Origin of the sequence: Achromobacter xylosoxidans, from assembly GCF_002192695.1 — a bacterium.
GTDB classification, from domain to species: domain Bacteria; phylum Pseudomonadota; class Gammaproteobacteria; order Burkholderiales; family Burkholderiaceae_B; genus Achromobacter; species Achromobacter xylosoxidans_C.
In genome coordinates, this window is sequence record NZ_MTLG01000075.1 from 230,272 (window position 1) to 255,035 (window position 24,764).

A 24,764-nucleotide genomic window follows, 5' to 3' on the forward strand; every position below is an offset into this window, starting at 1 on the left:
CAATCACCCCAAAAGCTGATGGTTCAGGGGCGGCCGTGCCGCGCCCGGGGCTGGCAGCCCCTGAAAATCGTGCTGACGGTCAGAACACCAGCGTCGCGGTCGCCATGACCGTGTCGTTGCTGTCCAGACGCTTCGTGCTGCTGATCGTGGGTACCCAGCGCAGGCCAAGGGACAAGGAGCGCTTGTCCGCCAGTTTCCTGTCATAGGTCACGATCGGGCCCAGCGCCCAGTCGCGTCCCTTGAAGCCGTTGAGCCGGTCGGCGGTCGGGCCGGAGTCGCTGCCCAGCTGCTGGATGGTGCCCAGGATCAGGCCCGCGCTCAGGCCATTGCTGAAGATCTTGCGGCCCATCACATCCATGCTGAACAGCGGCGCGTTGCGATAGTCCGTGGCGTTGTTGCGGGTATAGAACTGGACCCCGGCCACGGTGTCCAGTTGAAAGCCGGACTCCGGGAATATCTTGGTGTAGGCCACCTGCGGAATGAAGGTCCAGTTGTTGAGGCTGGGATTGGCCATGTCGTCGGCGTTGTACTTGCCGGTCGGCGCCCAGATGTTCAGGCTGAGCGCCATGTGCGAGGTTTCGGAAAAATGGTAGCCCGCGATGATGGGCGAGAAGTAAATGTCGAACAGGTTCGAGGCCGTATCGCTCTGTTCGATGTTGCGTCCCCCGGGGCCGGTCACGGTGGAATTCACCTTGTTCCAGACATAGGGCAAGGTGAAGCTGGAGGCGAAATTCCAGCGCCCCGGTCCGGTGTCCCAGGTCTTGAGCACGGTGGCCAGCGTGAACGCCACTTTCGCGTCCAGGCCCAGCGAGGAACGGCCCCCCACCGGTACTTCCCTGCTGCCGCCCACCGTTCCGTCCAGGTAGATCTGCGACAGGTTGACGGCCCAGATGGGCTCGGGAGAAACGATGCCCGCGTTGGGCTGCACGTTGGTACCCGTGATCTGGCGCCCCAGCGCTCCCTCGGTGGCCCAGGCGGCGGCCGGCACGGCCAGCCCGGCCAGAACGGCGAACATCCCTGCAACTGCCGCGATCGCGCTCTGCATCCCTACATACTCCGCAAGATCAGGAAAACGCTGACAGGATCAATTCCCGAAAGTGATGTTCAAACCGGCGAACAAGGTGAACTGGGGCAGCCCTTCCCCTTTGTGCGCAACCGTCCATTGCGGCTCCGCGAACACGTTGAAGATGTTCTTCCCGACCCGCCAGGCCTTGCCAGCGCCCAGTCCGACGGGAATGTAGTAGTCGCTTTTCTGCAGATCGAAGGTCCAGGTCGCCGTGGATCTCAGGTACCAGCCCTGCGGCAGATTGCGTATCAGGAATGGCTGGAAGGTGGCGGTGTGCACCGTGTCGCGGCTGTTCTGGCCGGCAAAGGAATGCTGCCATTGCACCAGCGCGCCCAGCAGCCCCTCCTTGCTGGCGTGCACCGCCACGCCGGCCAGGCCGGCGGACCACTTGCCCGCGCCCAGTTCGCTGCTGGTGGCGCTGGGCACGGTCAGCATGGGTCCCACGCCCAGGTCCAGCGCGCCCTGCTGCAGCAGGAAAATATCGAACACGTTGAGATCGCCCAGGCCCGAGTTGTAGCTGCCGTCGGCCTGCGGCCGGGTGCTGACGGGCGCGGTGATGCGGAATATCTGCGGCACGCCGATGAAATCGCCGGGCGCGACGGGGATGGTCGGCCGGACCAGGAAATCGTTGGTGTGGGCGTTGCTGCCGAACAACTTCGGCGTGTAGTAATTCTGGAAATTCAACGACGCCGCCAGATTGAGCGGGTTATTGCTTTTGTTGGCGTCATCCGCCGATTGCGACTGGGCATGCGCAAGCGGCGCAAAGCATGGCGGCGCAGCCACCATCAGCCACGCCGCGATCCATTTCCCACTGATTTTCTCGAATGCGGACTGCGTACTGCCCATGCGATGTACCCCGGAAAGAGATAACAAGATGCAAAGACGCGCCGTACGAAACTGCAAATTCCGGCAAAGCTTGCCGGGATCGGAAATCGTGAAATCTGTCGCAATCTTCGCACAGAGTTTTACTTTCACCAATACTATCCATAGGCCCGGCCCCCCTTGCTTTCGGGCTGCAAAAAGATTAACGCGCAGATTAACGCGCGAGATTCCGGCGTGAATCGCGGCCGCGGAAGACCGCGCAAAAAAATGCGGCCAAAAAAAAACGGGGATGCCCCAAGGCATCCCCATCGCGTCAACGATTCAGGCCGCCGTCAGCCGGCGTGAGGCGCCTCCTGCCTGATCGGACTGGCGTGCACCTGATCGATGCGCAGGCCATCGCGCCGGGTGACCTCGAAGCGCCAGTCGCGCCACGCGATCGCGTCGCCGGCTTCGGGAATCCGGCCGCTCGCGCGCAACAGGCAGCCCGCCAGGGTCGCATCCGCATACTCATCGGCCAGGTCCGGCGCTTCCAGCAGGCGCGCCGCTTCCGCGACCGCCAGGCGGCCTTCCAAGAGCCAGGAGCCGTCGGCCAGCTGCAAGGCTTCGGGCTGGTCCTCCTGGTGCTCGGGCAGGTCGCCGGCAACGGCGGTCAGCACGTCCATGGGGGTGATCAGTCCCTCGCAAACGCCGTGTTCGTCGACCACGATCAGCATGTGGTCGCGCGAGGCGCGCAGCTCGTCCAGCACCTTGAGCACAGGCGTGGTTTCCATCACATAGCGCGGTTCGCGCGCCAGTTCCACCAGATCGATCGGGCCCGGATTCTGCAATAGCGGCAACAAGTCCTTGAAGTGCAGCACGCCCAGCACATTGGACGGATCGCCCGCGCATAGCGGCAGACGCGAGTGGCCGCTGCCGAACTTGCGCACGATGTTCTCGGGCGTATCGGCCACGTCCAGCCAGACCATGTCGCCGCGCGCCACCATGATGGAGCGGACGTCCCGTCCGCCGATGGACAGCACGCGTTCGATCATGGTGCTTTCCTCGGGCGCAAAGGCAGGTTCGCCGTCCGCGCCGTCAACCAGCGCGGCCACCTCGTCGGCCTGGCCGGCGGCCTGCCCCGCGCGGCCGGCGCGCAGCAGGCGCAGCACGGCCTGCGCCGTGCGCTGGCGGCGGCCCAGGGCGTGCGTGCCCTTGACGCGATTGCGGCGCGCGAGCTGGTTGCACAGTTCGATCAGGATCGAGAAGCCGATGGCGGCGTACAGATACCCCTTGGGCACATGGAAGCCCAGGCCTTCGGCCACCAGGCTGAAGCCGATCATCAGCAACAGGCCCAGGCACAGGATCACCACCGTCGGGTGGCGGCCCACGAAGGCCATCAGCGGGCGGCTGGCCAGCATCATCACGGCCATGGCCACGATCACCGCGATCATCATGATGCTGAGGTCCTGCACCATGCCCACGGCGGTAATCACCGAGTCCAGCGAGAACACCGCGTCCAGCACCACGATCTGCAGGATCACCTGCCAGAACACGGCATGCTGCGGCTTCTGGCCCTGGTCGTGGCTGGCGCTGCCTTCCACCCGCTCATGCAGCTCCATGGTGCCCTTGAACAGCAGGAACAGGCCGCCCAGGATCAGGATCAGGTCGCGTCCCGAGATCTCGGCGCCCAGCAGCGTGAACATCGGTTCGGTCAGGGTGACCACCCAGGCGATACTCGCCAGCAGGCCCAGGCGCATGACCATCGCCAGCGTCAGGCCGATCAGGCGCGCGCGGTTGCGCTGTTCCGGCGGCAGCTTGTCGGCCAGGATGGCGATGAACACCAGGTTGTCGATACCCAGCACAATTTCAAGCACCACCAGGGTCGCCAGGCCCAGCCAGGCGGTGGGGTCGGACATCCAATCGAAAATCATCGAGATTCCATGCAAATCGGGACCGGACGCCACGCGGCGCCGGACAGGATCAAGGGGGATGCGCCGCGGACGCGGGCGTGAGGCTCAATGCGGGCGCGAACGGCCCCGCGGGCGGCCGGCGGAGCGCGGCCGCCCAGACGCGGCGTGGCCGCGGCGGCGAAGGTGGAATCGGCTTGCGGGCTGCGAGCCCTGGCCGTGGCAGGAAGATGGGGCATCGGGCGCCGGCTTGCTTGCGGCGCCCTGCTAGAGGGTGGGTCTTCAGTCATAAGTGGCGGACGGCTCGGGCTGCCGGGGCAGCAAACGGATGGAGCGCCCGCCTTGCTCTCTTTCTTACGGGAAACTGAATACTACCTGAATCCAGTTTCCGACGCATCTGGATGGGCGCGCGCGGGACATGACTGCTGATGCACGTTCTTGCGGGATTTTTACTGGTGTTTACCCTAGGCCGGCGATATACTTCCGGCACCCTTAACTTACCAGAGATCAATGTGGACAACGACGGATGTAGTCGAAACACGACTGCAAGCGCCGCTTGACGCAGGATCCGCGGCCCTAGTCCGCGCCGGTCCTGCATAAAGCCAGGACCCGGCTTTCCGGCCCCATCCAGACGGGACCGCCAGCCCTCTCCCCTACTGCTTGCCGACGCGATGCGTTGCGCCTGTTTGCGCGCGCCTGCGTCTGGCCAGGCGGCGCATGCATGTGGATCTTCCACCGTACTCCCCCGCTAAGGAGACGATCATGCGCATCAAGCAATTCCTGCCTTTCCTGGACCGCAGCGGCGCGGCGCCTGCCGCACAACAGGCCGTGGCCGTACCTAAGGCGGCACCACCTAAGCCGGCCGCACCTAAGGCGGCCCCGCCTAAGCCGGCCGCACCCACCTACCAATTCACCATTGTGAGCGTGGCCGACACGCTCAACGCGCTGCGCAAGCAGCTGTACTACGAACTGCGCGACCTGGACCTGCGGGTGCTGGCGGTGCGCATATTGCGCGCCGAATCGGATCAGCTGGCATCCACCGTCGTCACGCTGCATTGCCCGCCGCACCTGCGCAATCTGCTGGGCGCGGTGGCGCTGCGGCTGGGCCAGAGCCCGGACGTGCGCCGGGTGCACTGGGAATGCGAGTCCGGCGCGGCCATTGCCGTGCTGCCCGCCTGATGCAAGCGCGGCCTGGAGGCTGTCATGAAAGATCCGTACAAAACCCTGATGATTGCGCGCGTCGTCCTGCTGGCGCTGATCTGGCTGGCGGGACTGCTGCTGGTCCTGGCCTCGGTCTGGCGCCTGCCCTGAGCGGCCCGCGCGTCCTTCCATACCATGCTGAAGAATCGAGAAGAAGATGAAGAACTTCGAAAACATCCAACTCATCACGCTGGCCAATACCCTGGTCAGCCTGCTGACCGCGTTCGTGCTGGGCTCCGTGGTCGGCTTTGAACGCCAGTTCCGCCAGCGCACGGCCGGCCTGCGCACCAATGTGCTGGTGGCGGTGGGCGCCGCCATCTTCGTGGACCTGGCATTCCGCGTGGGCGGCGCCGATGGCGGCTCGCGCGTCATTTCCTACGTGGTCTCGGGCGTGGGGTTCCTGGGCGCTGGCGCCATCATGCGCGAAGGCGGCAGCATCCGCGGCCTGAACACCGCCGCCACGCTGTGGGGCTCCGCCGCCATCGGCGCCTGCGCGGGCGCCTCGTTGATCCTGGAAGCCGTGGCCGCCACGGCCTTCGTGCTGGCGGCGAACACCTTGCTGCGGCCTGTCGTCAGCTACGTCAACCGCCAGCCGGTGGACTCGCAGACCACCGAGGTCACGACCGTGATACACGTAATTGCAAACGTGGAGCAGCGGCAAGCCGCCATGACGGTGCTGGAAGACGTGCTCGAAACCGAACAGCTGCCGCTGTCCGAACTCAAGATCGACCAGTTCGGCGAGAACGAGGTCGAGATCGAGGCCGCGCTCAGCGAAGCCTCGGTCGACGAACTGGACCTGGACCGCGTAACCGCCAGCATCGCGGCGTCGCCCGCCGTGCGCACCGCATTTTGGGCGGCCCGCACGGTATAGCGCCACCCGGCTCAGGCCGCCTGGCGCAACGCCGCCGAGGCCGGATCCCACCGACGCCCCGGCACCGCGGCAAGCAAGGCCTGCGTGTAGGGGTGCGCGGGCTGGCCAAAGACCTGGGCGCAGGCGCCCGCTTCCACCACCCGCCCGTTCTGCATCACCGCGATGTCGTCGCAGACCTGCGCGGCCACGCGCAGGTCGTGCGTGATGAAGAGAATCGACAGGCCCAACTGTTCGCGCAACCGCGCCAGCAGCGCCAGCACCTGCGCCTGCACCGATACGTCCAGCGCCGATACCGGCTCGTCGGCGATCAGCACGCGCGGCTGCATGGCCAGGGCCCGCGCCAAGCCCACGCGCTGGCGTTGCCCGCCCGAGAACTCGTGCGGATAGCGCCGCACGGCGTCCGGCGACAGGCCCACCAATTCAAACAGTTCCTGGGCGCGCGCCAGCGCTACACGCCGGGGCGTGCCATGCACGATCGGGCCGCGCGCCACGATTTCACCCACGCGCTGGCGCGGATTCAAGGAACCATAGGGATCCTGGAACACCATCTGCACCCGCCGCGCATGTTCGCGGCGCGCCGCGCCGCCCTTGAGCGCCAGCGGCTCGCCGGCCAGCTTGATGCCGCCCGCATCCGGCGGCGCCAGGCCCAGCAAGGCGCGCGCCAGCGTGGATTTGCCGGACCCGCTTTCGCCCACGATGCCCAGCGTGCCGCCTTCCTTCAGGGTCAGCGTCACGTCGTCCAGCGCCCGCGTCTCGCGGCCCGGAAGGCCGAACCAGCCGCGCTTGCGGTAGGTCTTGGACACGCCTTGCGCGCGCAGGATGACCGGCGCGTCGTCCTGCATGCCGGGCCGGGGCGCGGCCGGCGCCAGCGGCGGCACCGCCGCGATCAGCGCGCGCGTGTACGGGTGCCGCGGATGTTCCAGCACCTGCTGCGCCGCGCCGCTTTCCACCAATACGCCGCGCTGCATCACCGCGACGCGGTCGGCGATCTCGGCGACCACGCCGAAGTCGTGCGTGATGAACAGCACGGCCGTGCCCTTGCGGCGCTGCAGGTCGTGGATCAGGTGCAGGATCTGGGCCTGGGTCGTCACGTCCAGCGCGGTGGTCGGTTCGTCCGCGATCAGCAAGGCCGGCTCCAGGGCCAGCGCCATGGCGATCATGGCGCGTTGCCGCTGGCCGCCCGAGAGTTCATGCGGATACGCGCCCAGCGCCCGCAAGGGATCCGGCAGGCGCACGGAGTCCAGCAGATCCAGCGTGCGGCGCCGGATCTCGCCCCGCCCCAGCCGAGTATGGGTGCGGAACACTTCCGCGATCTGGTCGCCGATGCTGCGCAGCGGATTGAGCGCCGTCATCGGTTCCTGGAAGATCATGCCGATGCGCTGGCCGCGCAGCCGGCGCAGGGCCTCGGGCGCCAGCCGCAGCAGGTCCTGCCCTTCCCAGAGCACCTGGCCGCCGCTTGCGCGCACGTCTTGCGGCAGCAGCCCCAGGATGGCGCCGGCGGTCAACGACTTGCCCGAACCGCTTTCGCCCACCACGCATACGATCTCGCCCGCGCTGACGGCCAGCGACAGGTCCTTCAGCGCATGCGGCCGGTCGGCGCCGGGAGGCAGGTCCACGGTCAGGTTCTGGATGCGCAGCAATTCGGTCATGAGTCGTCCACCAGGAGGGAAGCTAGGGATCGTAGGCCGGCCCCCGGCGGTTGAGAACTGCGCATTTCGCATTTGCTCATTCGGTTTGTGGCGCGCGGAGACCGCGCCGCCGGGAAGTTACGCCTCTTTACGTTTCGGGAACGCGGATTGCTCCGCTGTCCGGATCGATCGACCCATCCGGAGCGTCCATGCCCTCCTCCCGCTACATCGATGCCACCACGCTGACCGTGCTCACCGTGAATACGCATAAGGGTTTCACCAGCTTCAACCGCCGCTTCATGCTGCATGAGCTGCGCGAGGCCTTGAGGATGGCGAGCCCGGACATCGTGTTCCTGCAGGAAGTCCTGGGAGAACACCAGCAACACGCGGAACGGCACCAGGCCTGGCCGGCCACCTCCCAGTACGAATTCCTCGCCGACTCGCTGTGGACCGACTTTGCCTACGGCCGCAATGCCGTGTACCCGGCCGGACACCATGGCAACGCGCTCCTCTCCAGATATCCCATCGAACGCCACGAGAACCATGACGTGACCGTCCACGGGCATGAGGGACGCGGATTGTTGCATTGCATTCTGCGGGTCCCGTCACTGCCCACCCCAGTCCATGCGATATGCGTGCACCTGGGCCTGCTGGAGGGCCACCGCGGCAAGCAGTTGCGCCGCCTGTGCGAACTGGTGGCGGCCGGCGTGCCTGAGGGCGAGCCCCTGCTGATCGCCGGCGATTTCAACGATTGGCGCCTGCGCGCCGACGCGCTGATGCAGGACTGCGGCACGCGCGAGGTCTACACGTCGCGCCTGGGCCGCCCCGCGCGCACGTTTCCGGCGCGCTGGCCCCTCTTGCGGCTGGACCGCATCTATGTGCGCAACGTGCGCGACTGGCAGCCGGTGCCGCTGGCGTCGCGGGTCTGGTCGCGCCTGTCCGACCATGTGCCGATCTGCGCGGAGATCGCGCTATGAACCTGCGCTGGCGCGAGCACAACCGCTACACGCTGCTGGAAAACGGCACCGACTACTTCCCGGCGGTGCTGCAAGCGCTGGACGCGGCTCGCAGTGAGGTGCTGGTGGAAACCTTCATCCTGTTCGATGACGCCGTGGGACAGGAGTTCCAGCGCGCCCTGATCGCCGCCGCCCGCCGCGGCGTCAGCGTCGACCTGACCGTGGACGGCTATGGATCGGACGAGCTGGACGATGACTTTGTCGGCGCCATGGCCGAGAGCGGCATCCGCATCCATGTGTTCGACCCGCGCCCGCGCTTTCTCGGCGTGCGCACCAATGTGTTCAGGCGCATGCACCGCAAGATCGTGGCGGTGGACGGCCGCGTCGCTTTCGTCGGCGGCATCAATTTTTCCGCCGACCACTTGCCCGATTACGGTCCGGAAGCCAAGCAGGACTATGCGCTGCGGCTGGAAGGCCCGTTGGCCGCCGACATCGCGGACTTCGCCCGCGCGGCGCTCGCGGTGGACGCGTGGGCGCGCAAACGGCGGCGGCCTGCGCGCCTGGACCCCATGCCGGAGGGCGACGGCGGCGGCCGGCTGGTGGTGCGCGACAACATCGAGCATCAGACGGACATCGAACGCTACTACCGCGCCGGCGTGCGCGCCGCGCGCGAGGACGTACTGATCGCCAACGCCTATTTCTTCCCCGGATATCAGCTGCTGCATGACCTGGCCAACGCCGCCCGCCGCGGCGTGCGCGTGCGCCTGCTGCTGCAGGGCGAGCCCGATGTGCTGGTCGCGAGGCTGGCCGCCTCGATGTTGTACGACTACCTGATCGATGCGGGCGTGGAGATCTACGAATACTGCAAGCGCCCGTTGCACGGCAAGGTGGCCTGCGTCGACCGCGACTGGAGCACCATCGGGTCCAGCAACCTGGATCCGCTCAGCCTGGCGCTGAATCTGGAGGCCAATGTGGTGGCGCGCGACGCGGGCTTGAACGCGGCGCTGCGCCGAAGCCTGGACCGGCTCATCGAACAGGATTGCCGCCGCATCGAGCTGCCCGCGGGGTCGAAGCGGCGCTTGCGGCGCCTGTGGATCGGGGTGGTCGTGTTCCACTTCCTGCGGCGCTTTCCTGCGTGGGCGGGCAGCCTGCCCGCGCACAAGCCCCGCCTGAAGTCGCTGCCCATCGAAGCGCAACAGGAGTCGGCATGAGAGTTTTCCGCTCCACATTGACGCGCGCGTGGCGCCATCGCTGGCCGCGGGTCAAGCGCGCCTTGCCGGTGCTCGTGTTGGCATTGGTGGCGGCGCTGCTGTACCACTACGGCCGTTCGGTGGATTGGGCGCAGGTCTGGATCGCCATGCGCAGGATACCCCCAGGAACCATAGCCGCCGCGGCCGGACTGGTCGTGGCAGGCTATCTGATGTACGGCGCCATGGATCTGCTGAGCAAGCGCTACACCCGCCATACCCTGCCCTGGCCCAAGACCTTGGGCGTGGCCATGATGAGCTATGCCCTGAACCTGAGCCTGGGCGTCCTGCTTGGCGGCCTGGGCGCGCGCCTCAGGCTGTACGCGCGGCTGGGTTGCCGCAAGTCGGTGGCGACCCGGGTGGCCTTGTTTTCAGCCGTATCCAACTGGATAGGGTATGCGTGGATTGCGGGCGTGCTGTTCGCCGCAGGCGCGGTGCCCGTGCCGCAGGGCTGGGCCATCGGGTCGAATCTGCTGCGGGCGCTCGGCGCCGCGCTGCTGTTGCTGGCGGCCGGCTACGTGGCGGTGTGCGCGCGGGCGAAGCGGCGCTCCTGGACCTGGATGGGACAGCATGCCGTGCTGCCCGGCGCCGGCATGGCGGCGGCGCAAAGCGTGGTCGCGGCGCTGTCGTGGGCCATCATGGGCGCCATCATCTACCTGCTGCTGCAAGGCAAGGCCAGCTATCCCGCGGTGCTGGGCATCCTGCTGTGCGCCAGCTTCGCGGCGCTGATCATCCGCGTGCCGGGCGGCCTGGGCACCACCGAAGCCATCTTCGTGGCCGCGCTCACGCCCGCGATTCCCGCCGCCGAAGTGCTGGGCGCGGCGCTGGCGTACCGTGCGCTGTATGCCTTTGCGCCATTGTTCCTGGCTCTGGCGGCCTTTGCCGTGATGGAGGTGAAGCTGAGACACAGGCGCGCGCACGCGGCGGGTCAGGCGCTTCCGGCCGCGGATGGCCGCCGCGGCAACAACGCCGGCCAGTCGTTCAAGGCTTAGGCGTGAGCAGGTCCGACAAGGCGTTGCCCAGTTCCTTGACGGCGCCGGTCACGCCTTCCGCGGCGCCCTCGGCGCCCACCCCGATCGCGTGGCCGAAGCCCCGGGCCACCTGCGCGGTAAAGCCGCGCGTGACGGAGAACTTGGGATTGTCCAGGTCGCCCGCCAGGGCGAAATCGAAACGCAGCGTGCCGCTCTGGTCCTTCAGCGCCGCCAGTACCGCCTTGCGCGGCAGCGAGAACAGGTTGCCGTCGCCGGCAAAGCGCAGGCCGCGCAGCGCCACCGTGCCCGTGGCTTCGAGCTGGCGCTTGGCAATGGCGGTACGCATGTCCAGGTCCATGGCGCCCGCCGCCAGCGACGCGGCGCCGTTGTCCGCCAGGTATGGGGCGGCATGCTGGATGTCCATGTTGCGCACCGCGACCTTGATGTCCGCGTCCGTCCCTCCCACCACCAGCCAGCCCTGCGCGCGCACCGTGGCCGCGCCATTGCGGTTGCCTTCGATGCTGCCTGCGAACTCCATCTCGCTGCGCGCCCCGTCGCCGGGGATGGTCAGCGGACGCAGGCTCGCCTGGACGCCCGAGAACGGGATCCGATGCGCGGGCCTGGAGACCGCGGCGTCCTCGAAATCCAGCCTGCCGTCGCGCAGGATCAGTTCCGCGATGCGGATCGGCGTATTGCGCCGGGTTTGGGTGTCACCGCCTTCGCCTGCGCGCAAGGAAGCCTGCAACGCCGGCGCGATGTCCATGTCGCCATTTACCCGGCGCACCACGGTGAAATCGAAGCCTTCGACGATGACGGCCTTGAAGACCGCCTCGTGCCGCAGGAAGGCTGTCCACTCCGGCTCCAGGATGACTTGCCGTGCGCGGGCGCCGGCCTGGCCGGTACCGCCGGATATCGTCACGTCCTTGAGGATGACCTGCCGGTAGCCCACCTCGACGTGGCCGATTTCGCCGCGCGGACCCAGCATGCCGGCGATGCGCTGCTCGGCGATGCGCAAGGCGGCGAATGCCAGCACCACGGCCACGGCCGCAATCAGGGTCACGGCGGCGAAGGCATTCCCCCATGGCGACTTGCGGCGCGGCGCGGCTGGGTCGAGGTTCATCGTGGGTTCCGGAGGTACGGCGCAATCCGTGCATGGTCCTGGAAACGCCGCGCTGCATCAATGGGCAAAAAGGATTAGACGCTCAGCGGCGCTTGTGGTCCGACATGAGGCACACGCCCGCCAGCACGCCTACGAGGGCCGCGCCTGCCAGGCTCTTCCAGGCGTTTTCGTGGACGTACTCGTCGGCGGCATGGGAGGCATGCCTGGCGCGGTCCCAGGCCGCCCGCTCCCAGCCCTTGGCGTGCTCGCGCGCGGCTTCCAGTTGATGCTTGAGGCTGTCGCGCGCCGCTTCGATCTCGGATCCGCCGTAGCTTGCCGTGCTGCGCAGCAGGGCTTCGGTTCCGGCGATCAGATCGCGCATGGTGCGCGCGGAGTTGTCGGCCGGTTGAAAAATATCCCGCAATCCATGGTGCTTGTTCATAGGTGCTCCTGGTGGAAAAAACATGTGCTGCGCAAGGCCGCAAGCCGTGGTCCGTCGAGCCGGTCGATGCCCGGCGTCTGCTGGGGATCCAGCCCGGGCATGGGGTTGGGCAGGCTGTCGGGCGGCCAGCGGCCGCGCCTGTCGGTCTCCTGCCCGCCTGGGTCCGGCCTGGGCTGCTCGGCCGGATGCTGCTCCGGAACCGGCCGCTTGGGATCACCGGGCCGGGACGGGTTGGAAGGTTTGGTCTTGGTCATTGCATGCTCCTGGACGACAGAATGCGATCGATGCGGCCCCGGCCTCAGCCCGCCCACCATTGCTTGATGGTGGCCCGCAGGGCCGCCCCGCCCGCGCCGCCTTCTTCCTTGCGCAGCGCCTGGAAATACGCGGCGACCTGTTTGGGCGGGATGTGCGGCGGCAAAGGCGGCATCTCGGGGTCGGTCACCATTTCCAGCACGACCGGGCGGGTCGCGGCCAGCGCCTGGTCCCAGGCGTCTCCCACGGCGTCCGGGCTGTCCACGCGTATGCCTTCCAAGCCCAGCAGGCGGCCGTACTCGGCATGGGAAAACCGGGGCAGCCATTGCGAATCCGCGAACCTGGGGTCGCCGCCCATGACGCGCTGCTCCCAGGTCACCAGGTTGAGGTCGCCGTTGTTCAGGACCATGACGATCAAGGTCGGGTTGGCCCAGTCCTGCCAGCGATGGGCGATGGTGATCAGTTCGTTCATGCCCAGCATCTGCATGGCCCCGTCTCCGACCAGCGCGATGACGGGCCGGTCTGGATGGGCCAGCTTGGCGGCAAGCGCGTAAGGCACCCCGCAGCCCATGGTGGCCAGGCCGCCGGATACCGAACCCATCATGCCTTCACGCATGGCGATGTCCCGCGCGTACCAGTTCGCGGCCGAGCCCGAGTCGCAGGTCAGGATGCTGCGCGGCGGCAGGCGTTTGGACAGCTCCAGGAATGGACGCTGCGGATTCAGCGGCTGGGCCTGCACCATTGCACGCGCCTCCACCGTTTCATGCCAGCGCGCGACCTTGCCCTCGATGCGCTCGCGCCAGCGGCGCGCGGTCTTGGGCTGCAGCAAGGGAATCAAGGCCTGCAGGGTCAGCCGGCTGTCGCCGACCAATCCGAGTTCGACGGGATAGCGCAGGCTGAGCTTGCGCCCGTCGCGGTCGATCTGCACCGCGCGCGCCTGCCCCAGCGGCGGCAGGAACTCCGAGTACGGGAACGAGGTGCCCACCATCAGCAAGGCGTCGCACTCGTTCATCAGGTCCCAGCTGGGCTGCGTACCCAAGAGGCCGATGCAGCCCGTGACATACGGCAGGCTATCCGGCACCACCGCCTTGCCCAACAGCGCCTTGGCGACGCCGGCGCCGAGCAGTTCCGCAGTCTGGCGCACTTGTGCACCGGCTTCCAGCGCGCCCGCCCCGACCAGCATCGCGACCCGTTCGCCCTGGTTGAGAATCTCGGCCGCATTGCGCAGCGCGGCCTCGCCCGGCACGCCCGCGTGCGAGGTCAAGCCTATGCCGGTGGGCACTGTGCCATGTTCGCGAGCGGGCTTTTCCACCGCCGGCAAATCCTGCACATCGTTTGGAAAAATGACGCAGGTCACGCTGCGCCGTTCCATGGCGATGCGCATCGCGCGGTCAATCATGTGGCGCGCCTGCTCGGCGGTCGCCGCCATCTGCACGTAGTCGTGCGCCACGTCCTTGAACAGGCTGATCAGGTCGACTTCCTGCTGGTAGTCCCCGCCCAGCGCGCTGCGCGCCTGCTGGCCCACCAGGGCAACGACCGGTTGATGGTCGAGCTTGGCGTCGTACAGGCCGTTCAGCAGATGGATGGCGCCGGGACCCGACGTCGCCAGGCAGACCCCGGTCTGCCCGGTGAACTTGGCGTGGGCGCAAGCCATGAATGCGGCAGCTTCCTCGTGGCGGGCCTGGACGAACTCCAGCGGTTCCTGGGTGCGGCCAAAAGCGCCAATCAGGCCGTTGATGCCGTCCCCCGGGTAGCCATAGATCCTTCTGACCCCCCATTGGGATAGCCGTTCCAGCACAAAGTCGGCCACCGTCTTCATTCGACACTCCCGCGATTGTCCGCAATTCGAAAGAACGCCTGAATCAGCAATTGCCGTTCCCGGCGGTCCGGCGCCTGCGGCCGCCGGGGCGCGGGCACGGCGCTTGCGGATGGAAACCCGGCGGCGGACGCGCTCGACGATCCGCCTCACAGAGGGAGTTGGCATGTCGAAGATTCGAACCCTGGTAGTGGCGGGTGAAGCGTTCCCCTTGGCGAAGACGGGCGGCCTGGGGGATGCCATCACGGGCATGGCGCGCGGGCTGCGCGAAGCCGGCGTGTCCGTCACCGTGCTGCTTCCGGCCTACCGCGGGGTGCGCCAGCGCCTGGAAGGCGCTCGAGCGGTGGCGCTGCTGCACAATCTGCCGGGCGGAGCAGCCCGGCTCATCGCCGGGCATTGCGCCCAGTCGGGGCTGGACTTCCTGCTGCTCGAAAATGATGCGCTCTTTGACCGGCCAGGCATCTATCTGGACGAGAACTGCTGCGAGCACGCCGACAATGCGGTGCGCTATGCGGCGCTGGCCCATGCGGCGGTGCGCGTGGCGGGCGGACTGCCAGGCATCGCGAGGCCAAACCTGCTGCATGCGCACGACTGGCACGCCGGGCTCGTGCCGCTCTTGCTGCGGGAATGCGGCCCGGGCGACGTCAAGAGCATCATGACCATACACAACCTGGCGTTCCAGGGACAGTTCCCGATGGCGTGCGCCGCGTCCCTGGGCATCCCCGAACGCTACCGCAATGACGAGGCCGCGGGCGCATGGGGCCGGTTGAATTTCCTCAAGGCGGGTATCCGCTACGCCGACCGCGTCACGACCGTCAGCCATACCTACGCCCGGGAAATCCTGACCCCCGCGTTCGGCTGCGGCCTCGAGACGCTGCTGCGGCGGCGCGCCGCGGATCTGGTGGCCATCCCCAACGGCATCGACAACATGGTATGGAATCCGGTCCGCGATCCCCATCTGGGTTCATTGCGGTTCTCGGCCCGCGACCTGGGCCGCAAGGCGCGCTGCAAGGCGGCCCTGCAGCGCGAGTTCGGCCTGCATGAAGATGCCGACGCGGCGCTCATGGCCATGGGCAGCCGCCTGACCGAACAGAAGATGGCGGATGTGGCGGCGCTGGCGCTGCCCGCGGCGCTGGACAGCCACCCGAGCCTGCAAGTCGCCATCCTCGGCCAGGGAGACCGGCGGCTGGAAGCTGCGCTGGAGGCGCTTTGCGCGCGCTATCCCGGGCGCTGCGCGACACGTATCGGCTACGACGAAACAGTGGCCCACCGGCTGCACGCGGGCTCCGACATGCTGCTGCACGGCAGCCGCTTCGAGCCCTTCGGCCTGACGCCGCTGTATGCGATGCGCTACGGCTCCATCCCGATCGGCTCGAGGGTGGGCGGCATGGCCGACACCATCGACGATCCAGGGCCGCGCGCGCCGCTTTCGGCAATGGCCGGCGCCACCGGCCTGCTGTTCGACGGCGACGGCGTGGAGGACATGGCTGCGGCCATCACGCGCGCCCTGCGCCTGCGCGAGGACGCCATGCTCTGGCGCAGCATCCAGCGCAACGCCATGAGCATGGATTTCAGTTGGCGCGCCGCTGCGCGGCCCTACGCCGAACTCTACCGCTCGCTGGTCGATGTAGGCATGCGGCCCCGCGTGCCCGCCTTGGCCGAGGCGTCCGCCAACGCTGCCCTGCGCGCCGCGCAGCGCCCCGGCGGGCGGCTGCCCGCGCCCGCCGCATAGACGCTCCTGAAAGGAGGAACCGCAGGTGCCCACAGCCCACGCCGTCCATTCCCTCGCTCGCTTGCGCCTCTACCATGCCCGTGGCGGTGCAACCGGGGACTCCCGCGTTCCGGGCGCCGGGTTGGGGCCGGCCTTGTATGCGCGCCTGCAGCAACGCGGATTCGATGCCCTGCTGCTGCCCGCGCCCTGGCTATTGGGGCCGGACAGCCGATCGCCCGCCCCGCTGGATGCCGACGGCGCGCTGCTGGCCGGCAAGCGCGTGCCCATGGTGGAATGGATCGAACATGCCGTCGGCCAGCTTGCCGAACACGGCCTGGCCTTGTACCTCGATATCGTCCTGGATCGCTGCGCCATCGGCGCCGTGCCCGATACCACAGGCCCCGGCTGGTACCAAGCGCCTGCCGAAGACCCCGCGCGCGACCCGCGCATGGGCGCGCAAACGCGCGACGCGTTGCGCTTGCGGCCGGGCCCTCCGCCGCCCGGCTTCGTGCAGGCCTGGGCGACGAGGCTGCGGCGCTGGACCGAACGTGGGGTTGCGGGCTACGCCTTTCACGCGCCGCAGTGCCTGCCGGCCCAGGATTGGGCGGAATTGGCGGCAGCGTTGCACGGCCCGGATCGCGCCACGCGACTGTACGCCTGGGCCCAGGGGCTGGCGCCCGAGCCGCTGGCGGCCCTGCGCGGCGCGGGCCTGGACGGCCTGTGCTCGTCCTTGCCCTGGTGGGACTTCAAGTCCGGTTGGCTGGCCGAGGAAGACGGCAGGCTGCGGGCCGTCGCAACCGTCATCGCCTCGCCGCCACGCATGGCCGCCGACAAACGGGCCGCCTGGACGGCGGCGCTGTGCGCGGATGTCCTCATGTTCGACGACGAGGAGGATGCCGGGTTGCCTGACGTGGCCGCGGCCAATCGCTGGTTCGCGCAGGCCGGATTGCGCGGCCCGCTGCGCCTGGCCGGCGGGCGCGATGGCCACTGCACCATGCTGCTGCGCGATTGCGCAGCCGGCACCGTCGTACTGGCGCTCAATCCCTCGGACGCGGAGGATGCAAGCGTCGATTGGGACGCGTTGGCGCCGCTGCTGCCGCCGGCCGATTTCCTGTCCGAAGGCGTGCCTGACGGCCTGGCGCCGCAAGGCAATCAGATCGCGCCCGCGGGCTGCGCCATGTATCTGCTCGAGCCCACCCATCCGGTGCGCGAAGCCTCGCGCCACGTGGCGCGCCGCATGGACGGCGCCGCCAGCCAGCGCATCGTCGTCGAGCAGGTCAGCCCCGCGGTGGACGGCGGCGCCTTCCCCGTCAAATGCATCCCGCACGAACGCATTGCCGTGCACGCCGACATCTACATGGACGGCCATGAACTGCTGGCGGCCGAACTGCGTTGGCGCGCGGCGGACGAAAGCGCATGGCGCGCCACGCCGTTTGCGCGCGGCCTGAACGACCGCTGGGAAGCCTCGTTCCGTCCGCGCCGCATCGGCCCGCATGAGTTCTCGGTGCACGCCTGGCTAGACGCGTGGCAGACCTTTCGGCATGACCTGGAGGTGAAACACCAGGCGGGCGTGGACGTCCGCCTGGAAGTGGAGGAAGGCCTCCTGATGCTGCGCGCCGCGCTGGCGCGAGCCCGCAACGCCTCGCACCCGGGCGCCTTAAGGGTACGTAATACGCTGCAAAAATTCGGCAAGGGCGCCGAGGGCGAGTTGGCGCCGGCCACGCCGCAGCAGATCGCCGATTTGCTGGACGCGGATCTGGCGGACACCATGCGCGAACTCGACGAACGCCCTTTCGAGTATGTCAGCCCCGCGCCCTATCCCGTCTGGGTGGATCGCAGCCAGGCCTGCCACGCCAGCTGGTACGAGCTGTTCCCGCGCTCGCAATCGGCGCGGCCCGGCCAGCACGGCACCTTCGACGACGTCATTGCACGCTTGCCCGATCTGCGCGAAATGGGATTCGACGTGCTCTACCTGCCGCCCATCCACCCCATCGGGCAGCGCAACCGCAAGGGCCGCAACAACAGCCTGCAGGCGGCGCCGGACGATGTGGGCAGCCCTTATGCCATTGGTTCGGCCCTGGGCGGGCACGACGCCATCGAGCCCCTGCTGGGTGGCCTGGACGGTTTCCTGAGGCTGGTGGACGCCGCCCAAGCCCATGGCATGGAAGTGGCGCTGGACTTCGCGATCCAGTGCTCCCCGGACCATCCCTGGCTGACGCGCCATCCGGACTGGTTTTCCTGGCGTCCCGACGGCTCGCTGCGCCATGCCGAGAATCCGCCGAAGAAGTACCAGGACATCGTCAACGTCGCGTTCTATGGCGCCGCCGCGCACCGGCGGGCACGCAAGCTGGCCCTGTGGCGCGCACTGCGCGACGTAGTGCTGTTCTGGGCGCAGCATGGCGTGCGCACGTTCCGCGTCGACAATCCGCATACCAAGCCCCTGCCGTTCTGGCAGTGGCTGATCGCCGAAGTCCACGCGCAGCATCCCGACGTGATCTTCCTGTCCGAAGCCTTCACCCGCCCCAAGATGATGTACAGGCTGGCGAAGATAGGCTTCACCCAGTCCTACACCTACTTCACCTGGCGCAACGGCAAGGCGGAACTGGAAGCCTATCTGCAGGAAGTCTCCACGCCGCCCGCCGCCGATTTCTTCCGGCCGCATTTCTTCGTCAACACGCCGGACATCAATCCCTACTTCCTGCAGTCCTCGGGGCGCCCGGGCTTCCTGATACGCGCCGCGCTGGCGGCGCTGGGCTCGGGGCTGTGGGGCATGTACAGCGGCTTCGAACTGTGCGAGGCGGCCGCCCTGCCCGGCAAGGAGGAATACCTGGACTCCGAGAAGTACGAATTGCGCCAGCGCGACTGGTTTGCGCCCGGCAATATCCGCGCCGAGATCACCCGCCTGAATCAGATACGCCGCAACAACCCCGCCTTGCAGACCCATCGCGGGCTGACCCTGGCGCAGAGCGGCAACGACCGCGTGCTGGCCTTCTGCAAGTCCACGCCGGGCCGCGGCAACTTCATATTGGCGGCTATCAGCCTGGACCCCTTCCAGCCGCAAGACGCGCGTATCGAAGCGCCGTTCTGGCTGTTTGGCCAGGCCGACACGGGCCGGCTGATCGCCGAAGACCTGCTGGCCGAAAGCAGCGAGCCCTGGCAGGGACAGACCCGCGAATTGACGCTGCATCCCGACCAACCTTATCGCGTGTGGCGGCTGTCGCTGCATGGCTGACGCCATACGCCCATTGCCATGATCAGTGAAACCCAACCCCTCCAGGACGACGGCCTTTGGTACAAGGACGCGGTCATCTACCAGTTGCACGTCAAGTCCTTCTTCGACTCGAACGGCGACGGCGTGGGCGATCTGCCTGGACTGATATCCAAGCTGGACTACATCTCCAGCCTGGGCGTCAACACGATCTGGCTGCTGCCCTTTTACCCCTCGCCGCGCCGCGATGACGGATATGACATCGCCGACTACCGCGGCGTGCACGCCGACTACGGCACCGTCGCCGACGTGCGGAAACTGATCCGCGCGGCCCATGCCCGCGGACTGCGCGTCATCACCGAACTGGTGGTCAACCATACCTCGGACCAGCATCCCTGGTTCCGCCGCGCGCGCGCCGCCAAACCGGGATCGGCCGCGCGCAACTTCTACGTCTGGTCGGACAACGACAAGGCCTACGCCGGCACGCGCGTCATCTTCTGCGATACCGAGAAATCCAACTGGACCTGGGATCCGCAGGCCGGCGCCTACTTCTGGCACCGCTTCTATTCGCACCAGCCCGACCTCAACTACGACAATCCCCAGGTGCTCAAGGAAGTGCTGGCCGTGATGCGCTACTGGCTGGACATGGGCGTGGACGGGTTGCGCCTGGACGCGGTGCCGTACCTGGTCGAGCGTGAAGGCACCAACAACGAAAACCTGCCCGAGACGCATGACGTGCTCAAGCGCATCCGGGCCGTGATCGACGCCGAGTACCCCAACCGCTTGCTGCTGGCCGAGGCCAACCAGTGGCCGGAGGACGCGCAGGAGTACTTCGGCGCGGGCGACGAATGCCATATGTCCTTCCATTTCCCGCTGATGCCGCGCATGTACATGGCGATCGCGCAGGAAGACCGCTTCCCCATCATCGACATCATGCGCCAGACGCCGGACATTCCCGCCTCCTGCCAATGGGCCATCTTCCTGCGCAACCACGACGAGCTGACGCTCGAAATGGTCACCAGCCGCGAGCGCGACTATCTCTGGAACGTGTACGCGGCGGACCCGCGCGCCCGCATCAACCTGGGTATCCGGCGCCGTCTGGCGCCGCTGCTGGAGCGCGACCGGCGGCGCGTGGAACTGATGAACAGCCTGCTGCTGTCCATGCCGGGCACGCCCGTGCTGTACTACGGCGACGAGCTGGGCATGGGCGACAACGTGCACCTGGGCGATCGCGACGGCGTGCGCACGCCGATGCAATGGTCGCCCGACCGCAACGGCGGCTTCTCGCGCGCCGACCCGGAACAACTGCCGTTGCCGGTGCTCATGGGGCCGCTGTACGGTTACGAAGCGGTGAACGTGGAAGCGCAGCAGCGCGATCCGCACTCCCTGCTCAACTGGACCCGGCGCCTGCTGGCGCAGCGCCGGCAAAGCCATGCCTTCGGCCGCGGGGCGCTGCGGTTCATCTTTGCCGGCAACAGGAAGATCCTGGCGTACCTGCGGCAATGGCAGGACACCACCATCCTGTGCGTGGCCAACCTGTCCAATGCCGCCCAGCCCGTGGAACTGCAGCTGCAGGAATTCAACGGTCGCGTGCCCGTCGAAATGCTGGGCGGAACGCCGTTCCCCGCCGTGGGCGAACTGCCGTATCTGCTGACCCTGCCGCCTTACGCGTTCTACTGGCTGGACCTGAGCAACGACGCCGCGCCGCCTGACTGGCATGCCAGCGCTCCCGCGCAGATGCCGGAGCTCACCACGCTGGTGCTGCGCGCCCAGGGCGGCGCCGCGCTGACCGACGCGTCGCGCGCTACCCTGGAGCGCGAGGTCCTGCCCCAGTACCTGGCGCGCCAGCGCTGGTATCCGGCCAAGCAGCCGCCGGCCCGCGCGCGCCTGGCCTACGCCACGCCGTTCACGGCGGCCGACGGCGAGTACTACTGGGCCGAGGTCGAACCCGAGGACGGCGTCGGCGGCCTGCGCGCGCAAGCGCCCTTCGTGCTGGTGTGGGACGAGACCGCCGCCGTGCAGTACGCCATTGCGCGGGTGCGGCGCGGCGCCGAGGTCGGCGTCCTGGCGGACGCATTTCTGCAGCCCGGCTTCGTGCGCGGGGTCGTCCAGGCCATCCAGCAGGGCCGCGAGCTCGACGGCCGCAGCGGCGGCAAGCCTGGCGATAAGCCCGGCGTCATCCGTTTCCTGCCCGAGGAGGGGCTGGCCGGCATGGATATCGCCGAAGACGGCGAACTGCAGTGGCTGACGGGCGAGCAATCCAACAGTTCGGTCGTGGTCGACGGCAAGGTGATACTGAAGCTGATCCGCGCGGTCCGGCCCGGCGCATCGCCCGAGGTGGAAATGACCCGCCATCTGACGCGCGCAGGCTACGCCAACATGCCGGCGCTGCTGGGCGAAGTGCGGCGCGAGGATGCCGACGGCGTGGTCCATACGCTCGCGGTGGCGCACCGCTATGTCGCCAACGAGGGCGACGCCTGGAGCTGGACCCTGGATCTCCTGAAACGCACGCTGGACAACGCGCTGCTGGTGAACCAGGGCCCGGACGAATTCGCGCAGGACCTGCAAGGCTATGCCGCCATGGCCGCCACCATGGGCGAGCGCCTGGCTCAGATGCACAACCTGCTCGCACAAGCCACCGAAGACGCCGCCTTCCAGCCGCGCCCGGCCCGCCAGGCGGACGCCGAGGCGCGCGCGCGCCACGTCCAGGGCCTGCTGGAGCGCGCCGAAAAAGACCTGCGCGCCCAACTGGGCGAGCTGGAAGCCCCCTCGCGCGCTTGCGCCGAATGGTACTTCGAGCACCGCGCGCGACTGGCCGAGAGCGTGGCCGCGATGGCGCAGGCGGAAACCGGCGCCTTGCGCCTGCGGGTGCATGGCGATTTCCATCTGGGACAGGTGCTGGTGGCGCAGGCGGACGCCTACCTGATCGACTTCGAGGGCGAGCCGGTCAGCAGCGTACAGGCGCGCCGCGCCCTCGCCTCGCCGTACAAGGATGTCGCGGGCATGCTGCGCTCGTTCGACTATGCCGCCGCCTCCATCGCCCGCAGCGACCTCATCGGCGGCGCGCCCGCCGACGCCAATGCCGGCGCGGGCGAAATGCCCGGCGCGCCCGTCACCCCGGCCGAGCTGCGCGACGCCCTGCTGTCGCGCTTTCGCCAGACCGCCACCCAGGCTTTCCTGCAGGGCTACCGGGACGCGCGGGCGTCGGCGCTGATCCCGCCCGCGGACGAGGACGCGCTGCTGGCCCTGGCCGAACTTGAAAAAGCCGCCTACGAAGTCAGCTACGAGGCCGCGCACCGCCCCGACTGGATCTCGATACCGTTGTGCGCGCTGACCGAGCTTGCGCGCAGCCTGCTGCTGTCGGCAGCGATGGACCAGGAGGACACGCCATCATGAGCCAGGACACGTCCATCGCGGGCCGCGCCGCCGACCCGGCGGAACTGGCCGCGCTTGCCTGCGGCCTGCACAGCGACCCTTATGCCTTCCTGGGACCGCACGACGGCGAGGTGCGCGTGTACGCTCCCGGCGCGCTGGGCGTGGACGCGCTGGATGGCGACGGCGCGCGCACCCCGCTGCGTCTACAGGGCCAGGGGCTGTTTCTTGGACGCGTGCCCTACGCCCGGGGCGCCGACGGCGCTTCCTACCGCCTGGCGATCCAGTGGCCCGGCGCCGAACAAGTCACGGCGGATCCCTATGCCTTCGGCACGCTGCTGGCTGAAGACACGCTGGAGCAGCTGGCGCAAGGCTCATGGCGGCGCACCGGCGCGGACCTGGGCGCGCAACTGATGGAAGTCGACGGCGTGGCCGGCCTGCGTTGCGCGGTGTGGGCGCCGAACGCCCAGCGGGTGGCCGTGGTAGGCGATTTCAACGCCTGGGACAGCCGCCGGCACGGCATGCGCCTGAGGCACCGCGCCGGCGTCTGGGAAATATTCATCCCCGGCGTGCGGGCCGGCGAACGCTACAAGTACGCCATCACGGACCGCGCCGGCAACCAGCGGCTCAAGGCCGATCCGCTGGCCCGGCGCAGCGAAGCGCCGCCGGCCACGGCCTCGGTGGTGGAGGACGGCGCGGACTACCCTTGGAACGACCAGGCCTGGATGGCGCAACGGCGCGCGCGCCAGTCACCGGAGGCGCCGCTGTCGATCTACGAGCTGCACGCGGGATCCTGGCTGCCCGATGACCCGGAATCCCGCGCCTGCATCTGGGACCGTCTGGCCGACAAGCTGCCGGCCTACGCCCGCGCCATGGGCTTCAGCCATGTAGAGCTGCTGCCCGTCATGGAACACCCCTTCGGCGGATCCTGGGGCTACCAGCCGCTGGGCATGTTCGCGCCCGCCGCCCGCTATGGACCGCCCGCCGCATTCGCCCGCTTCATCGACCGCTGCCACGGCGCCAGCATAGGCGTCATCCTGGACTGGGTGCCGGCGCACTTTCCGGACGATGCGCACGGCCTGGCGCGCTTTGACGGCACCGCGCTGTACGAGTACGAGGATCCGCGCGAAGGCTATCACCCGGATTGGCACACCATGGTCTACAACCTGGGACGCACGGAGGTGCAGGCCTTCATGATCGCCAGCGCGCTGCACTGGCTGCGCCGCTTCCACGTCGACGGCCTGAGGGTGGACGCGGTCGCGTCCATGCTCTATCGCGACTACAGCCGCCAGCCCGGCCAATGGATCCCCAACCGCTACGGCGGCCGCGAAAACCTGGAGGCGGTGCAGTTCCTGCAGGCGCTCAACGGCATCGTGCGCCACGAAGTTCCGGACGCCATCATGATCGCCGAGGAATCGACGGCCTGGCCCGGCGTCACCGCGCCGATCGCCGACGGCGGGCTGGGCTTTCACTACAAATGGAACATGGGCTGGATGCACGACACCTTGCGCTACCTGTCCGAGGACCCCGTGCACCGCAAGCATCACCACCACGACATCACCTTCAGCATGGTGTATGCCTACAGCGAGCACTTCATCCTGCCGTTGTCGCACGACGAAGTGGTGCACGGCAAGGGCGCGCTGCTGGCCAAGATGCCGGGCGATGCCGCCGCCAAGCTCGCCAACCTGCGCGCCTACCTGGGCTTCATGTGGGCCCATCCGGGCAAGAAGCTGCTCTTCATGGGAGGCGAATTGGCGCTGTCCAGGGAGTGGAACCATGACCAGGCGCCGGATTGGGACCTGCTGGACCATCCCGGCCACCTGGGCGTACAGCGCCTGGTCGCCGACCTCAATGGCCTGTACCGCGCGGTGCCGGCGCTGCATGCGCTGGATGCCGACCCGGCGGGCTTCGCCTGGACGATCCTGGACGACCGCGACAACAGCGTGGTTGCGTTCATCCGCAGCGACGGCCCCCATCATGTGCTCGCGGTCGCCAACTTCACGCCGGTGGCGCGGCACGACTACCGCATCGGCGTGCCGCGGGCCGGCCGCTGGGCGGAAAAGCTCAACACCGACGCCACGCACTATGGCGGATCCGGCCAGGGCAACCAGGGCGGAGCCAGCACCGGCGTCAGCGCGGCCCATGGCCAGCCGCAGGCTTTGTCCCTGACCCTGCCGCCGCTGGCCACCCTTTTTCTGCTCTATGAAGGTTGAACGC

General features: G+C 68.2%; 17 protein-coding genes. 9 read left to right on the forward strand and 8 right to left on the reverse strand.

Annotated features, from left to right (window positions below; all coding sequences use genetic code 11):
• Positions 1–79 precede the first annotated feature (79 nt).
• From BRO63_RS15315 to BRO63_RS15325, 3 genes are all read right to left on the reverse strand, one after another.
• Positions 80–1,045 (reverse strand): SphA family protein, encoded by a 966-nt coding sequence (locus BRO63_RS15315; RefSeq protein ID WP_088140583.1) that lies wholly within the window; start codon positions 1,043–1,045, stop codon positions 80–82.
• A gap of 39 nt (positions 1,046–1,084) precedes the next feature.
• Complete coding sequence (locus BRO63_RS15320; protein ID WP_256943317.1) at positions 1,085–1,912, reverse strand: hypothetical protein; 828 nt, start codon at positions 1,910–1,912, stop codon at positions 1,085–1,087.
• Between the two features lie 308 nt (positions 1,913–2,220).
• Entirely contained in the window at positions 2,221–3,798 is a 1,578-nt protein-coding gene (locus BRO63_RS15325) for a TerC family protein (RefSeq protein WP_088140584.1), read from the reverse strand.
• Between the two features lie 738 nt (positions 3,799–4,536).
• On the opposite strand from BRO63_RS15325, the gene BRO63_RS15330 reads away from it, so the two are divergent.
• Positions 4,537–4,953 carry a hypothetical protein gene (locus BRO63_RS15330; protein WP_088140585.1) on the forward strand — a complete coding sequence of 139 codons (417 nt, stop codon included), beginning with the start codon at positions 4,537–4,539 and terminating at the stop codon, positions 4,951–4,953.
• Between the two features lie 178 nt (positions 4,954–5,131).
• Positions 5,132–5,845 carry an MgtC/SapB family protein gene (locus tag BRO63_RS15335; RefSeq protein WP_088140586.1) on the forward strand — a complete coding sequence of 238 codons (714 nt, stop codon included), beginning with the start codon at positions 5,132–5,134 and terminating at the stop codon, positions 5,843–5,845.
• An 11-nt stretch (positions 5,846–5,856) separates the two neighbouring features.
• Here the strand turns inward: BRO63_RS15335 and BRO63_RS15340 are convergent, their stop codons facing one another.
• Positions 5,857–7,494 carry an ABC transporter ATP-binding protein gene (locus BRO63_RS15340; protein ID WP_088140587.1) on the reverse strand — a complete coding sequence of 546 codons (1,638 nt, stop codon included), beginning with the start codon at positions 7,492–7,494 and terminating at the stop codon, positions 5,857–5,859.
• A gap of 188 nt (positions 7,495–7,682) precedes the next feature.
• Here BRO63_RS15340 and BRO63_RS15345 point away from each other — a divergent pair, with 188 nt between their 5' ends.
• Genes BRO63_RS15345 through BRO63_RS15355 form a run of 3 tightly spaced genes read left to right on the forward strand, consistent with a single transcriptional unit; the run spans position 7,683 to position 10,668 of the window.
• Complete coding sequence (locus BRO63_RS15345; protein WP_088140588.1) at positions 7,683–8,450, forward strand: endonuclease/exonuclease/phosphatase family protein; 768 nt, start codon at positions 7,683–7,685, stop codon at positions 8,448–8,450.
• Positions 8,447–9,640: a cardiolipin synthase ClsB gene (gene clsB / locus BRO63_RS15350; protein ID WP_088140589.1), complete on the forward strand. Its 1,194-nt coding sequence runs from the start codon at positions 8,447–8,449 to the stop codon at positions 9,638–9,640. The genes BRO63_RS15345 and clsB overlap by 4 nt, the downstream gene beginning before the upstream one ends.
• The gene (locus BRO63_RS15355; protein WP_088140590.1) at positions 9,637–10,668 is read left to right on the forward strand and encodes a lysylphosphatidylglycerol synthase transmembrane domain-containing protein; all 1,032 of its coding nucleotides are present in this window, start codon (positions 9,637–9,639) and stop codon (positions 10,666–10,668) included. Before clsB ends, BRO63_RS15355 begins: the two co-directional genes overlap by 4 nt.
• Here the strand turns inward: BRO63_RS15355 and BRO63_RS15360 are convergent.
• From BRO63_RS15360 to BRO63_RS15375, 4 genes are all read right to left on the reverse strand, one after another.
• Positions 10,658–11,767: a DUF748 domain-containing protein gene (locus BRO63_RS15360; protein WP_088140591.1), complete on the reverse strand. Its 1,110-nt coding sequence runs from the start codon at positions 11,765–11,767 to the stop codon at positions 10,658–10,660. The genes BRO63_RS15355 and BRO63_RS15360 overlap by 11 nt on opposite strands.
• A gap of 82 nt (positions 11,768–11,849) precedes the next feature.
• Entirely contained in the window at positions 11,850–12,188 is a 339-nt protein-coding gene (locus BRO63_RS15365; RefSeq protein ID WP_088140592.1) for a DUF883 family protein, read from the reverse strand.
• Positions 12,185–12,442: a hypothetical protein gene (locus BRO63_RS15370; RefSeq protein WP_088140593.1), complete on the reverse strand. Its 258-nt coding sequence runs from the start codon at positions 12,440–12,442 to the stop codon at positions 12,185–12,187. Before BRO63_RS15370 ends, BRO63_RS15365 begins: the two co-directional genes overlap by 4 nt.
• A gap of 44 nt (positions 12,443–12,486) precedes the next feature.
• Positions 12,487–14,259 (reverse strand): thiamine pyrophosphate-requiring protein, encoded by a 1,773-nt coding sequence (locus BRO63_RS15375; protein ID WP_088140594.1) that lies wholly within the window; start codon positions 14,257–14,259, stop codon positions 12,487–12,489.
• Positions 14,260–14,422: 163 nt separating this feature from the next.
• Between BRO63_RS15375 and glgA the strand changes: the two genes are divergently transcribed.
• From glgA to glgB, 4 genes are read left to right on the forward strand one after another with little or no spacing between them, the layout of a single operon-like run.
• Positions 14,423–15,988 carry a glycogen synthase GlgA gene (gene glgA, locus BRO63_RS15380; RefSeq protein ID WP_088140595.1) on the forward strand — a complete coding sequence of 522 codons (1,566 nt, stop codon included), beginning with the start codon at positions 14,423–14,425 and terminating at the stop codon, positions 15,986–15,988.
• 25 nt (positions 15,989–16,013) lie between these two features.
• On the forward strand, positions 16,014–19,199 hold the full coding sequence (locus BRO63_RS15385; protein ID WP_088140596.1) for an alpha-1,4-glucan--maltose-1-phosphate maltosyltransferase: 3,186 nt from the start codon (positions 16,014–16,016) through the stop codon (positions 19,197–19,199).
• Between the two features lie 18 nt (positions 19,200–19,217).
• A complete protein-coding gene (gene treS, locus BRO63_RS15390) occupies positions 19,218–22,571 on the forward strand; it encodes a maltose alpha-D-glucosyltransferase (RefSeq protein ID WP_088140597.1) in 3,354 nt (1,117 codons plus the stop codon).
• Positions 22,565–24,760 carry a 1,4-alpha-glucan branching protein GlgB gene (glgB, locus tag BRO63_RS15395; RefSeq protein ID WP_373557781.1) on the forward strand — a complete coding sequence of 732 codons (2,196 nt, stop codon included), beginning with the start codon at positions 22,565–22,567 and terminating at the stop codon, positions 24,758–24,760. The genes treS and glgB overlap by 7 nt, the downstream gene beginning before the upstream one ends.
• Positions 24,761–24,764 lie beyond the last annotated feature (4 nt).